Source organism: Amphritea japonica ATCC BAA-1530, from assembly GCF_016592435.1.
Taxonomy (GTDB): domain Bacteria; phylum Pseudomonadota; class Gammaproteobacteria; order Pseudomonadales; family Balneatricaceae; genus Amphritea; species Amphritea japonica.
This window is the reverse complement of the sequence record NZ_AP014545.1, coordinates 945,836-959,802: the sequence shown is the minus strand read 5'-3', so window position 1 is coordinate 959,802 and position 13,967 is coordinate 945,836. Positions and strand designations below refer to the sequence as shown.

Genomic DNA, 13,967 nt, shown 5'->3' with positions numbered 1-13,967 from the left:
CTCTTCTTTCAGAGCAATCGCCCCTAGAAGGGGCTCCTACAAGGTAAAACGGATACCTTAAGCCTTATAAAAGAGCCGTTGTCCGTGGTTCGGAGGATTCGCTTGCCTGAGACCTTAAAACATAAAAGTCTCTAACCACAGAGAACACAGAGTTACACCGAGGAAAAACAAATCACTTATTAAAAACCTTTTATTGCCCTTGGCGTACACATTAAGCATTTCTCTGTGGGTCTCTGTGTCCTCTGTGGTGAACAGCTCTTCTTTTAGAGCTTAATCGCCCCTAGAAGGGGCTCCTACAAGGTAAAACAGATGCCCTTAAGCCTTATAATACTCTTTGTACCAGTCGACAAATTTTTGCATGCCGTCTTCGATCGTGGTGCTGGGTTTGAAGCCGGTAGCTGCTTGCAGGCTGTCGATGTCGGCATAGGTCGCTGGGACGTCACCGGGTTGCATCGGCAAGTATTCTTTTTGCGCTTTTTTGCCTGCTGCGGATTCAATCGCTTCGATGAAGCGACTCAATTCTATCGGCTCATTGTTACCGATATTGAATACTCGGTAGGGAGCACTGCTGCTATCGGGGCTGGTTCTTGGGTTGTTTTCATCTACTTGTGGAATCACATCCTGAATACGGATAACCCCTTCGACAATGTCATCCACATAGGTGAAATCACGCAGCATTTTACCGTGATTAAAGACCTTGATCGGCCGATCTTCCAGTATCGCGCTGGTAAACAGGAACGGCGCCATGTCCGGGCGCCCCCAGGGACCATAGACCGTGAAGAAACGCAGTCCTGTGGTTGGGATACCGTATAGGTGTGAATAACTATGCGCCATCAGCTCGTTAGATTTCTTTGTTGCTGCGTACAATGAAACCGGGTGATTTACAGCATCTTCAGCCGAAAATGGCATTTTGGTATTCATACCATATACCGAGGAAGATGAAGCGTAGACCAGATGTTTTACATTATTCTGACGACAGCCTTCCAGAATGGTCATCATGCCGGTCAGATTAGAGTCAACGTAAGCAAACGGATTTTCCAGTGAGTAGCGAACGCCTGCCTGAGCGGCCAGATGAATAACCCGGTCAAAACCGCTCTCTGCAAAGAGTGCCTCCATCCCTTCCCGGTCGGACAGATCCATTTTCTTGAAAGTAAATTCGGGGTACTGTTCGAGTCGCTGCAGCCTGGAATCTTTTAGGGTTGGGTCGTAATAATCATTGAGATTATCCAGACCGATCACCTTATGACCCGCCTGACAGAGCCGCTCTGATACAAAATTGCCGATGAAGCCGGCAGCGCCGGTGACTAGATAGGTTAGTTGCATAGGACAGCCTGAATAAGGAAGTTTTAGAATTGATGTAATTATCGCTGCTGGAAGCAGCTCCTACAAGGGTAGAGTCGATATAAGAACCAAAGTCTGTGGCCCGAACGCGTTGCTAGTCCGGGGTTCGAAAGAACTGCTTTTGTAGGAGCTGCGCCCTCGCGGCGATTCATTTGGCTGAGTGCCAGCTGATATTATTATCGGCGTGAGGGCACGCCTCCTACAGGGTAGAATCGAAGTCCGTGGTCCGATTAAGAATCGAGGTCCGAGCGCGTTGCTTGTCCGGGGTTCGAAAGAACTGCTTTTGTAGGAGCTGCGTCCTCGCGGCGATTCATTTGGCTGAGTGCCAACTGATATCATTTTCGGCGTGGGACACGCCTCCTACAGGGTAAAGTGCCAAAAAGACTTTAACCACTGAGGACACGGAGATCACAGAGGAGACCCATTTGCGACGTCTCTTCTCGGTGATCTCTGTGTGCTCGGTGGTAAATAAGCTCTTACTAAACAGCCCCTGAAAGGGACTCCTACAAAGGTAGAACCGAGGTCCGATGTGAGAAAAATATTCTAACCACTGAGAACACCGAGTACACAAAGGTAAACTTTTTATTTAAAGCTCTTCTCAGTGCTCTTCGTGTTCTCTGTGGTTATAACTCACTTTTGTAGGAGGTACACCCTCGTGCCGATTCTTAGCCCTTTATAGACAAACCACGGCCGATTGCGTAATAACTAAAGCCACGATCATCCATACGTTGTGGATCGTAAAGGTTACGGCCATCAAAGATTACCGGCTCGGCCAGTTCACTTTTTATCAGGTCGAAATCCGGGGCACGGAAGCTCTGCCACTCGGTGCAGATAACCAGCATATCAGCGCCATTCAGTGCCGCTTCTTTAGTACCCATCAGATTCAGATCGGAACGTGAACCATAGATGCGCTGGGTCTCTTCCATCGCTTCCGGGTCAAAGGCTTGTACCTTCGCACCCGCTTCCCAAAGAGTTTCCATCAGCACTCGGCTGGAAGATTCTCGCATATCATCAGTCTTAGGCTTAAACGACAGGCCCCACAAGGCGACGGTCTTACCGGCCACATCACCGTTAAAGTGACGGTTGATCAGCTCAAAGAGTTTAGCTTTCTGCTTTGCGTTAACAGACTCAACGGCTTTGAGGATCTGAGAGTCATAACCGATCTGCTCAGAGGTTTTTACCAATGCCTGTACATCTTTCGGGAAGCAAGAACCACCGTAACCGCAGCCTGGATAGATGAAGTGATAGCCGATACGCTCATCAGAACCGATGCCATTACGGACGTTCTCGATATCTGCACCTACCATCTCAGCGATGTTCGCCATCTCGTTCATGAAGCTGATCTTGGTTGCCAGCATGCAGTTAGCCGCATATTTAGTCAGCTCGGCGCTGCGAACATCCATAAAGATAATGCGATCATGATTACGGTTAAACGGCGCATAGAGCTCAGACATCACATCTTTAACATGGTCACTGTCTGTACCGATAACGATTCGATCCGGGCGCATGCAGTCACTTACTGCGGCCCCCTCTTTCAGGAATTCAGGGTTAGATACGATATGATAATCCAGCTCGGCATTTCGCGCCGCCAGCGTTTCAGCGACGGTAGCACTAACCTTATCACCGGTACCCACTGGCACTGTGGACTTATCAATAATAATTTTAGGATCTTGCATGTAAGTCGCGATGGTTTTAGCGACCGCCTGTACATATTTCAGGTCGGCAGAGCCATCTTCATCCGGTGGAGTTCCAACCGCAATAAACTGGATTTCGCCAAATTCTACAGCCTGTTTAGCATCAGTGGTAAACAGCAAGCGCCCTGCTTCATAGTTTGACTGAACGATCGGTGTTAAGCCTGGCTCATAGATGGGGATGATCCCATTCTTCAGGTTTTCAACTTTCTGAGCATCTACATCAACACAGCAAACTTCGTGGCCAACTTCTGCCAATACAGCAGCCTGAACCAGCCCCACATAACCTATACCAAAAACTGTAACCTTCATGCGCTGTTTTTCCTTTGCAGCAATTCCATTTGGACAGAATTATACCAACTATAATGCTGCAATTGCGAAATAAATAAGTACTGATTAAAGCGTACTTCTATGGCGGAAATATTAGCATAGCAATTAGCCTAAGTCCGTTGTCCGAACCTTCCCCGTTGCAGGAGTTCCTTCTTAGGGACGATAAAATCAAATACCACCACAGAGGACACCGAGAACACAGAGAAAATCCACTTGAGAAAGCTCCTCTCTGTGTCCTTCGTGCTCTCTGTGGTTAAAACGCTCTTTTGTTATTCTTGCTAGATTATCGCGGCTGTAAGCCGCTCCTACAATGTGCTTTTAGAAGCTACGCTCTCGCAGCGATTCATTTGGTTTGATGCCTACTAAGGGCTTCATCGGCGTGAGGGCACGCCTCCTACCGGGTAGAATCTAGGCCTGAAAGAGCAGGCATTTGTAGAAGCAGTGCCCTTGCGGTGAAAAATAAAACACCACCACAGAGGACACCGAGAACACAGAGAAAATCCACTTAAGAAAGCTCCTCTCTGTGTCCTTCGTGCTCTCTGTGGTTAAAACGCTCTTTTGTTATTCTTGCTAGATTATCGCGGCGGTAAGCCGCTCCTACAATGTGCTTTTAGAAGCTACGTTCTCGCAGCGATTCATTTGGATTGATGCCTACTAAGGACTTCATCGGCGTGAGGGCACGCCTCCTACAGGGTAGAATCTAGGCCTGAAAGAGCGGGCATTTGTAGGAGCTGCGCCCTTGCGGTGAAAAATAAAACACCACCACAGAGGACACCGAGAACACAGAGAAAACCCACTTAAGAAAGCTCCTCTCTGTGCCCTTCGTGCTCTCTGTGGTTAAAACGCTCTTTTGTTATTCTTGCTAGATTATCGCGGCTGTAAGCCGCTCCTACAATGTGCTTTTAGAAGCTACCCTCTCGCAGCGATTCTTTTAGTTTAGTGCCTACTAAGGGCTTTATCGGCGTGAGGGCACGCCTCCTACAGGGTAGATCCGGGGTTCGAAAGAGCGATCAATCAGCAGTACTGATTAAAAAAAAAGCCCCTTCTCAATCATGAGAAGGGGCTTGAGTCATGGGTATAGAATAACCATGGAAAACTGAAACTAGGTTGATGCGGCAGCCTGCACGCTACCGCATCCAGCGCGGCGTTTAGCGCCGTGCCACCAGCAACCCAAAATCAATAGATTCAGGTTGCCGGAAACTGTGTAATTTAGGCGTTACGCCCTGATTACATCGCCATGCGACGTACGTCGCTCAGTAGCTGATTCAGGTAGGTTAAGAAGCGACCTGCATCACTGCCATTGATAGCGCGGTGATCGTAAGACAGGCACAGTGGCAGCATCTTACGTGGCTCAAACTCTTTACCATTCCAACGCGGTTCGATATCCGCTTTAGAAATACCCAGAATAGCTACTTCAGGGGCATTAACGATCGGCGTAAAGCCAGTACCGCCGATACCGCCCAGGCTTGAAATAGTGAAACAAGCACCCTGCATCTCAGCAGGCTTCAGCTTACGGTTCTTCGCTTTACCCGCCAGCTCAGTTGCTTCCAGTGACAGCTCATAGATGCTCTTCTTATCTGCATCTTTGATCACAGGAACCATCAGACCGTTTGGCGTATCAACCGCCATACCGATGTTTACATATTTCTTGTAAACAACGTGCTCGCCATCTGCGTGCAGTGAAGCGTTAAACTTCGGATGCGCTTTCAAAGCAATCGCGATTGCTTTCAGCATAAATGGCAGTGGTGTCAGCTTCACGCCTTCACGCGCAGCCTCTTCCTTCATACCGGCACGGAACGCTTCCAGATCGGTAATATCAGCCTTATCAGTCTGAGTTACGTGTGGAATATTCAACCAACAGCGAGACATATTCGCCGCTGTTAGCTTGTGGATCTTAGACATCTTGACCATTTCGATTTCGCCAAACTGGCTGAAATCAACTTCTGGAATTGCCGGAATACCCGAGCCACCAGTGACGGCTGCAGCAGCAGGCTTCTCAGCCAACTTCTTCAGCGCACCTTTAACGTAGGCCTGAACATCTTCTTTCAGGATACGATTACGTGGACCAGTACCCGTTACCAGAGACAGATCAACACCGAATTCACGCGCGATTGCACGTACCGCAGGACCGGCATGAACGGTTTTGTTTTTCTTCTCTAGCGCTTCACGATCAACAGTGCCGGATGCTGCAGGCGCAGGAGCCGCTGCTTTCGCCGGAGCCGCAGCAGGTGCCGCCGGAGCAGAGGCTGCTGGAGCCGCTGCCGGTGCAGAACCACCCGCTACTTCTAGCTGCATCAATAGCTGACCTTCATTGACCTGGTCGCCATCTTTGATCTTCATGGACTTAACCACACCCGCTTTAGGGGCTGGTACTTCCATCGACGCTTTATCAGTTTCCAGTACGATCAGTGAATCGCCTTCTTCAACGCTGTCGCCGTCCTTAACCAGAACCTCAACAACATCAACATCGGACGCACCGCTCAGATCAGGAATCAGAACATCTTCTACGCCACCGGCAACCGGAGCAGGCGCGGCAGCTGGCGCAACAGCTGGTGCTTCTGCCGCAGGAGCAGGGGCTGCAGCAGGTGCTGCTCCTGCTACTTGCAAGTCGCACAGATGATCACCTTCAGTAACAGTGCCACCCTCTTTAATCTGCATTGACACAACCACACCCGCTTTAGGTGCTGGTACTTCCATCGATGCTTTGTCTGTTTCCAGAACGATCAGGGAGTCGCCTTCTTCAACGCTATCGCCATCCTTTACCAGGACTTCAACAACATCAACATCGGTCGCACCACTCAGATCGGGAACCAAAATCTTTTCAACCGCACTGGCAGCAGCAGGTGCAGCAGCAACCGGTGCAGGCTCTGCCGCAGGAGCAGGAGCAGGTGCAGCAGCTTCAACCGGCGCAACTTCATCAACTACAAGGCCGGTATCCAATACCACAATCGCCTGGCCTTCGTTACATGTGCCGTCCGCTTCAACCAGAATTTCTTTAATCGTACCGGCGTGGGTAGAAGGCACCTCCATGGATGCCTTGTCAGTTTCAAGGACGATTAGAGAATCGCCCTCAACCACTGTGTCACCAACTGCTACACAGACTTCAACAATATCTACGTCTGTAGCGCCACCAATATCAGGAACCGTAATGTTTACAGTACTCACGTTTTTATCCTCTCTTAAAAGTTTAGCTTCGGGTTACACAGTCCAAGGGGCTGGTTTTTCCGGGTTAATGCCAAACTTCTGCATCGCTTTGGCTACAACAGAACGCTCTACCTTGCCTTCTTCTGCCAGGGCAGTCAGTGCAGCAACGGTGACGTAGTATCGGTTAACTTCGAAGAATTCACGCAGTTTGCTACGTGTATCAGAACGACCATAACCATCAGTACCCAGCACTTTATAAGTACGTGGGATATATTCACGCAGCTGATCTGCGTATGCACGCATGTAGTCAGTCGATGAAATAACCGGGCCCTGGCGATCTTTCAGACAGTCTTCCAGATAAGAGGTACGCGCCTCTTCTTCAGGGTGCAACATGTTCCAGCGTGCTACCGCTTGTGCATCACGACGAACTTCGTTGATAGAGGTGGTGCTCCAGATATCAGATTCAACACCGTATTCATCACGCAAAATATCTGCCGCAGCAATCACTTCACGCAGGATCGCACCACAACCCATCAGCTGTACCTTCATGTCGGAATCGTTACCTTCCTTGAAGACGTACATACCTTTAACTATCGCTTCCTCAACGCCTACTGGCATCCCCGGATGAGCGTAGTTCTCGGTTGTTGTTGTGATGTAGTAGAACTTGTTCTCTTTGTCCTGGAACATACGCTTCAGGCCGTCCTGAACAATCACGGTCATTTCGTAGCCGAATGTCGGATCGTAAGAGACACAGTTCGGGATCATCTGCGCCATCAGGTGAGAGTGACCATCCTGGTGCTGTAAGCCTTCACCATTCAGCGTAGTACGACCAGATGTTGCACCGATCAGGAAGCCACGTGCCTGCATATCACCTGCAGCCCATGCCAGATCCATGATCCGCTGGAAGCCGAACATTGAATAGTAGATGTAGAACGGCACCATGGTGCAGTCGTTGTTACTGTATGAAGTGGCACACGCCATCCATGCCGACATTGCACCCGCTTCGTTGATACCTTCTTCAAGAATCTGACCCGTCTTAGACTCTTTGTAGAACATGATCTGATCAGAGTCATGAGGTACGTAACGCTGACCGGCCGACGTGTAGATTCCCAGCTGACGGAACATACCTTCCATACCAAAGGTACGCGCTTCATCCGGTACGATTGGTACGACCCGCTCGCCCATGCTCTTATCTTTAACCAGCGTACTCAGTACACGGTTCAGTACCATCTGCGTGGACATCTCACGCTTACCACTGTCTTTCAACTGTGCAGCAAAGGTATCCAGTGGTGGAATTTCCAGCGCATCAAAATCGCTACGACGGGTTGGGTAAACACCACCCAGCTTTTGACGACGGTCCATCATGTACTTCATTTCCGGAGAATCCGGAGACGGACGGTAATAAGGAACTTCTTTCAGCTGATCATCGGTCAGCGGAATATTGTGGTGATCACGGAAATCTTTCAGATCATCCATCGCCACTTTCTTCATGGAATGGGTATCGTTCTTCGCCTGACCCGACTTACCGGTACCATAACCTTTAACGGTTTGTGCCAGAATAACGGTTGGCTGACCTTTGTGATCCATCGCAGACTGATAAGCCGCGAATACTTTATATGGATCGTGACCGCCACGGTTCAGGTTCATGATATCGTCGTCTGACAGATCCTTAACCATTTCCAGCAGCTCTGGGTATTTACCGAAGAAGTGCTCACGGGTATATGCACCACCGTTCGCCTTGTAGTTCTGCAGTTCACCATCACAAACTTCGTTCATCCGCTTAATCAGCAGACCTTTATCATCATTTTCAAACAGTGGATCCCAGTGACGACCCCACAGACACTTGATGACATTCCAGCCAGCGCCGCGGAACACACCTTCAAGTTCCTGAACAATCTTACCGTTACCCCGTACAGGCCCATCAAGACGCTGCAGGTTACAGTTAACCACGAAGACCAGGTTCTCAAGGTTCTCACGACCCGCCAAAGCGATCGCACCCAGAGATTCAGGCTCATCACACTCACCATCACCCAGGAAAGCCCATACTTTACGATCACCACGATCGATCAGCGAACGAGCAGACAGGTAACGCATTACGTGCGCCTGATAGATCGCCTGAATAGGACCCAGACCCATAGATACCGTTGGGAACTGCCAGAAATCAGGCATCAACCAAGGGTGAGGATAAGAAGACAAGCCAATGCCGTCTACTTCACGGCGATAGTTATCCATCTGCTCTTCAGTCAGACGACCTTCAAGGTATGCACGGGAGTATATGCCCGGAGAGATGTGACCCTGGAAAAACACCAGATCACCTTCCTGCTCGCCTTCTGAACCACGGAAAAAGTAGTTGAAGCCAATATCGTACAAAGTAGCAGAAGAAGAGAAGCTTGAGATATGACCGCCAAGGCCATCAGCATTATCGTTGGCGCGCATAACCATTGCCATCGCATTCCAACGAATAAAGGAACGAATTCTACGTTCCATAAACAGGTCACCCGGCATGCGGGATTCATTTTTGGGGGTAATTGTATTGCGGTATGGGGTGGTCAGGCTCGTGCCTGCATCTACGCCTAGCTCTGACGCTTTTTCACCCAGCTTTTGCAGAATATAGTGAGCACGATCGCTGCCTTCATTTTTAGCAACAGACTCAAGGGCTTCCACCCACTCACCAGTTTCGATTGGATCTACATCGTCGATAAATTCTTGCACTTTGCCTTTCTCCATTATTCTTGTCGTGTACTCAAAACCGGGAAGCCCAATCTTTCCCAGTGCAGAAATAAACTTTGAGACAGCTAGAAGTATTAACGGAAAATCAGACAAAAGAACAGCTACTTAAGCTGTACTTAATTAAGTTTTTACGATTTAAGTTCTCTTTAAAGAACGATCAACACCAAAAACACGCGTTTCATAATCACTTTGCCCAACTCTCCAGCACTTCTATGGCGCCATTCAGAGCTTGTTAACAGGTTTCATGCTGCATCGCAGCAAGCCTGCCTTTTTTTATAGTGGTGCTTGATTTTGTAGTAATACTACATAAAAGTGTGATTAATGTCTATAGCGACTACAAAATCACCACTCCATGTAGTTTTTATACAGAGGCAGTATTACAGAGGGGTGACGTCGGCGCGACGCAGTGCTCTTTTGAGGCGAGTGTTCTCTTTACCCTGCTCCAGCAGTGCATCTTCTACATAAGCGAGGTGATCATGGGCAGCCTTGCGCGCCTTTTCTGGCTCCCCCGCCAGGATCGCATCCATTAGCACTGAATGCTGTTCATGTATTTTTCCGCGAATCCCGGATTTTGGATAGATATCCTTAAGGTTTTCCCAAATATGCTGTCGCAACAAACTAAAGAGGGCACGCATCATGTGCAGCAAAACCATGTTATGAGTGGCTTCGGCGATTGCCAGATGAAAGTCCACATCGGCTAATACTTCTTTATCAAACTCCTTTCTATCGTGATAACCCTGCAAAGCATCGTAACAGGCACGAATATTTTCTTTATCCGCAGGCGTGCTTCGCAGTGCTGCGTAATAGGCAGATACGCCTTCGAGGGCATGACGAAACTCCAACAGATCATACTGTGCTTCCGGGTGTGTTCTGAAAAGCTCCAGTAAAGGATCGGAGAACGCCCCTCCCAGCTCTTCTGAAACATAAGTTCCACCGCCCTGACGACTGATCAAAATCCCTTTGGTGGCCAGCTTCTGAACCGCTTCTCTTAAGGAAGGACGTGAAACTTCAAACTGTTTGGCCAGTTCTCGCTCAGGCGGTAACTTCTGACCAGGCTTGAGCGTACCTTCGAGCACCATCTCTTCCAACTGACCCATGATTACATCGGATATCTTGGGTTGTTTTACTCGCTGATACGCCATCGTTGTTTCTCCACCCATCGCCCTATGTGGGCAACTACGTCTTTATGTTCTCAACCAGCTTATGTGCCAGCCATATTTAGCAGCCAAATCAGCCAGTGTCAGACGTGAACTATATAGAAGCACACCAAACACACCAAATAAAAATTGGTCTGACCATAGCAAACACCCTGCTTTCTTATTGATTTTAATAAAAAATAGCGCTTTTTCAGAAGATACGTCTACTTTTAATACATAAAAAAGCATTGACAAGCGATACCTGTAACTTTTAAGGTAGCGACTAATTGCATGGTAAATTGGTATTACCAATTATTCAAGAACATTTTTTTAAGGCTTCCGAATGGCCTGTTCTGAATCAGGCAAATTAAGATAAAAACAACAAAACATCACGAGGATACACCATGAATACATTTTCAAAGTCTCTGGTCTCCGCTGCAGTACTCTCAACCGCTTTGACTGCCGCAACGACAACTGTTCAGGCCGCAGACCGGGTTCTTCTAAAAACACCTATCGCTTTTGGCTCTCACCTGCCAGCTTTGGGTACTCCCATTAAGTGGGTATCTGAACAACTTCCTGTGATGAGCGACGGCTCTGTTAAGATGAAAATCTACGAGCCAGGTAAATTGGTAGGCGCAAAAGAGATTCTGGATGCCGTGTCTTCAGGAAAAGTTAACTCCGGTTATGCCACAGCCGGCTACTGGCAGGGTAAAATGCCAGCCGCAGCTCTTTTCTCTGCAGTGCCATTCGGCCCTGAAGCAGGCGAGTATATGGCTTGGTTGTACTACGGCAACGGCATGAGCCTGTATCAGGAAATGTACGATACTAACGGCTTCAACGTTAAAGTTATTCCTTGTGCCATTATCTCTCCGGAAACATCTGGCTGGTTCAAGAAAGAGATCAATAAGCCTGAAGACCTGAAAGGCCTGAATATGCGTTTCTTCGGACTGGGCGCTTCCGTCATGGAGAAACTGGGCGTATCTACTTCACAGCTGCCCGGTGGTGAGATCTTCGGTGCACTGGAGAAAGGCGCAATCGATGCGACCGAATTCTCTCAACCAGCCATTGATAAGCTTCTTGGTTTACACAAAATTGCCAAATATAACTACTTCCCTGGCTGGCATCAGCAAGCAACTGTCTTTGAGCTGCTTGTTAACAAAGATGCCTGGGGCAAAATGTCTACAGGACAACAAGCTATCGTAGAAAACACCTGTAAAGCATCCATGACTAATGCGATTGCTGAAGGTGAGTCTATGCAGTTTGAAGTCATGGCCAAAGCGAAAGATCAAGGCGTAAACATTCGTTACTGGAATGACGAAATGCTGAAAACCTTTGAAGAAAAATGGGACGAAGTTGTTGTTGAAAAAACAGCTGCTGATCCTTTCTTCAAGAAGGTTTGGGATGATCTGAGCACCTTCCGTGAAGGTTATAACTTGTGGGAAGCTAACGCATTCTTACCACGCGCTAAGAATAACTAAGCACTAAACTCAAGCAGGGGGATAACTCTATCCCCCTGCCTTTCTATCTATACTGTATGAAAACCATCTGTAAAACAGATGCTTTCGCGCGTCTATTTTTCAGAGTTTTTTCAAAAACTTATACGTATTAGCCTGACTCAAGCTATACATAACTATAACAATAACTGGTAAAGGTGCATTATTGTGAATGAGCCAAGCAGCCTGCCCCGCGTTCCACTCGCGGACAGCATTGACCGGATGATACAGAAGATCGGACATCTCATCGCCTGGTCCTATGTCCTCCTAGTCCTTATCATTATTACTCAGGTAGTGCTTCGTAAAGGCTTCTCAAGTGGTCTGATCATTTTTGAAGAGCTCCAATGGCACCTGTATGCCGTAGGCGTGATGTTTGGTCTGTCTTATGCGCAAACGACCAATTCGCATATCCGGGTTGATCTGTTTTATTCCCACTTCAGAGCTAAAACAAAAAATGTAATTGAGATCCTTAGCATCCTGTTTATGGTGCTGCCTTTTATCGCTGTCATCTTTATCCACAGCCTGGATTTCGTTGCAGAGTCTTATCGAATTAACGAACACTCAGAGTCACCATCAGGCCTTCCTTTTCGCTGGCTAATCAAAAGTGTGATCCCCCTTAGCATGGGATTGTTAGCCCTCGCTGTTTTATCCCGCCTCTACCGGGATACCGTTTTACTGTTTAAAGGTGACCTGTAATGGAAATTAATGAGATTCTTGTTATCGCGATGTTCCTGTCGTTCATCGCACTTCTGTTTACCGGCATTCCCGTCGCCTGGGTATTAGGTGGCATCGGTATCGCGTTTGCTTTCATTGGCTATCTGGCCGATACCTACTTCGACACTATCACCGGATTAGACTTTCTGACGCTGGGTTTGGTGGTTAACCGGCTCTGGAAGATTATGGACAACTGGATTCTGGTTGCCCTGCCCATGTTTATCTTTATGGGCATTATGTTGGATAAGTCTGGCGTTGCCGAACGCCTGATGAATTCGATGCAGGAACTGTTTGGGCGAGTCCGTGGTGGTCTGGCTATTACGGTAACGGCTATTGGTATTATTCTGGCTGCATCGACCGGTATCATTGGTGCTTCGGTCGTTTTGCTAGCCGTAATGTCTCTGCCAGCTATGACTAAACAGGGCTACTCTATGCCACTGGCGCTGGGTACCATTGCCAGCGCAGGCACACTGGGCATTCTGATTCCACCCAGTATTATGCTGGTTATTATGGCCGATCAACTGGGTCTGTCGGTTGGCGACCTGTTTATGGGCGCAGTCTTCCCGGGCCTGATGCTGGGAGCCATGTATATTGTATATATATTGGTTACCGGTTGGTTAAAACCTGAATCTGCCCCCGTTCCAGTAGATGCAAAACCTGCAGACATGGCCACTGTGGTTAAAGTTATCAAAGCAGTACTACCAACACTGTTGCTGATCTTTGTTGTTCTGGGCTCTATTTTCGGTGGTTTTGCGACCCCAACAGAAGCTTCAGGTGTCGGCGCATTTGGCGCAACCCTGCTAGCGCTTTATAACCGTAAGTTCAGCTTTAAAGTGCTGAAAGAAGTGATGCAAGGCACTTACAATACGACGGCCTATATCTTCGCTATCTTTATCGGTGCTACCTGTTTTGCTTTAGTACTGAGAGAGCTGGGCGGTGACGAGCTGATTGAATCATTCCTGACCGGACTGCCTTTTGGTCCTTATGGCATTATCTTCTTTATTCTTGGCATTATTTTCTTACTGGGATTTTTCCTGGACTGGATCGAAATTACGCTGATTATTCTCCCATTGCTGGCCCCCGTCATATCGGCTCTGGGGCTCGATATCAATGGCTATGGCGTCGTTGATAATCCTGAGCTGGTGTGGTTCGTCATGTTAGTGGCGATGGCATTACAAACCTCGTTCCTCACACCCCCGGTAGGTTTTGCCCTCTTCTATCTAAAGGGCGTATGTCCGCCGAATGTAAGACTGACTGATATTTATAAGGGTGTTATTCCGTTCATCATTTTGCAATTGATCGGCTTACTGATTCTGGTCTTCTGGCCTCAACTGGTACTCTGGTTACCTGCAGCAGCATACGGTTAACCTGGCAACACAGGGAAGGAG

Annotated in this window: 8 protein-coding genes; 3 read left to right on the top strand and 5 right to left on the bottom strand. The window is 48.2% G+C overall.

Going from position 1 to position 13,967, the window contains the following annotated elements:
- Window positions 1-315 precede the first annotated feature (315 nt).
- The 5 genes from AMJAP_RS04405 to pdhR all read right to left on the bottom strand — a co-directional run bounded on the left by AMJAP_RS04405 (window position 316) and on the right by pdhR (window position 10,378).
- Window positions 316-1,323, bottom strand: a complete 1,008-nt coding sequence (locus AMJAP_RS04405; protein ID WP_019621858.1) for an NAD-dependent epimerase — start codon at window positions 1,321-1,323, stop codon at window positions 316-318.
- A gap of 683 nt (window positions 1,324-2,006) precedes the next feature.
- On the bottom strand, window positions 2,007-3,344 hold the full coding sequence (locus AMJAP_RS04400; RefSeq protein WP_019621857.1) for a UDP-glucose dehydrogenase family protein: 1,338 nt from the start codon (window positions 3,342-3,344) through the stop codon (window positions 2,007-2,009).
- A gap of 1,245 nt (window positions 3,345-4,589) precedes the next feature.
- Window positions 4,590-6,527, bottom strand: coding sequence for a pyruvate dehydrogenase complex dihydrolipoyllysine-residue acetyltransferase (gene aceF / locus AMJAP_RS04395; RefSeq protein ID WP_019623349.1), 1,938 nt, complete (start codon window positions 6,525-6,527; stop codon window positions 4,590-4,592).
- A 33-nt stretch (window positions 6,528-6,560) separates the two neighbouring features.
- The gene (gene aceE, locus AMJAP_RS04390; protein ID WP_019623348.1) at window positions 6,561-9,233 is read right to left on the bottom strand and encodes a pyruvate dehydrogenase (acetyl-transferring), homodimeric type; all 2,673 of its coding nucleotides are present in this window, start codon (window positions 9,231-9,233) and stop codon (window positions 6,561-6,563) included.
- A gap of 380 nt (window positions 9,234-9,613) precedes the next feature.
- A complete protein-coding gene (gene pdhR, locus AMJAP_RS04385; RefSeq protein WP_040405174.1) occupies window positions 9,614-10,378 on the bottom strand; it encodes a pyruvate dehydrogenase complex transcriptional repressor PdhR in 765 nt (254 codons plus the stop codon).
- A 398-nt stretch (window positions 10,379-10,776) separates the two neighbouring features.
- Between pdhR and AMJAP_RS04380 the strand changes: the two genes are divergently transcribed.
- The 3 genes from AMJAP_RS04380 to AMJAP_RS04370 all read left to right on the top strand — a co-directional run bounded on the left by AMJAP_RS04380 (window position 10,777) and on the right by AMJAP_RS04370 (window position 13,946).
- Window positions 10,777-11,850, top strand: a complete 1,074-nt coding sequence (locus tag AMJAP_RS04380) for a TRAP transporter substrate-binding protein (RefSeq protein ID WP_019623345.1) — start codon at window positions 10,777-10,779, stop codon at window positions 11,848-11,850.
- A gap of 183 nt (window positions 11,851-12,033) precedes the next feature.
- Complete coding sequence (locus AMJAP_RS04375; RefSeq protein ID WP_019623344.1) at window positions 12,034-12,561, top strand: TRAP transporter small permease subunit; 528 nt, start codon at window positions 12,034-12,036, stop codon at window positions 12,559-12,561.
- Window positions 12,561-13,946 carry a TRAP transporter large permease gene (locus AMJAP_RS04370; RefSeq protein ID WP_019623343.1) on the top strand — a complete coding sequence of 462 codons (1,386 nt, stop codon included), beginning with the start codon at window positions 12,561-12,563 and terminating at the stop codon, window positions 13,944-13,946. The genes AMJAP_RS04375 and AMJAP_RS04370 overlap by 1 nt, the downstream gene beginning before the upstream one ends.
- Window positions 13,947-13,967: the final 21 nt, after the last annotated feature.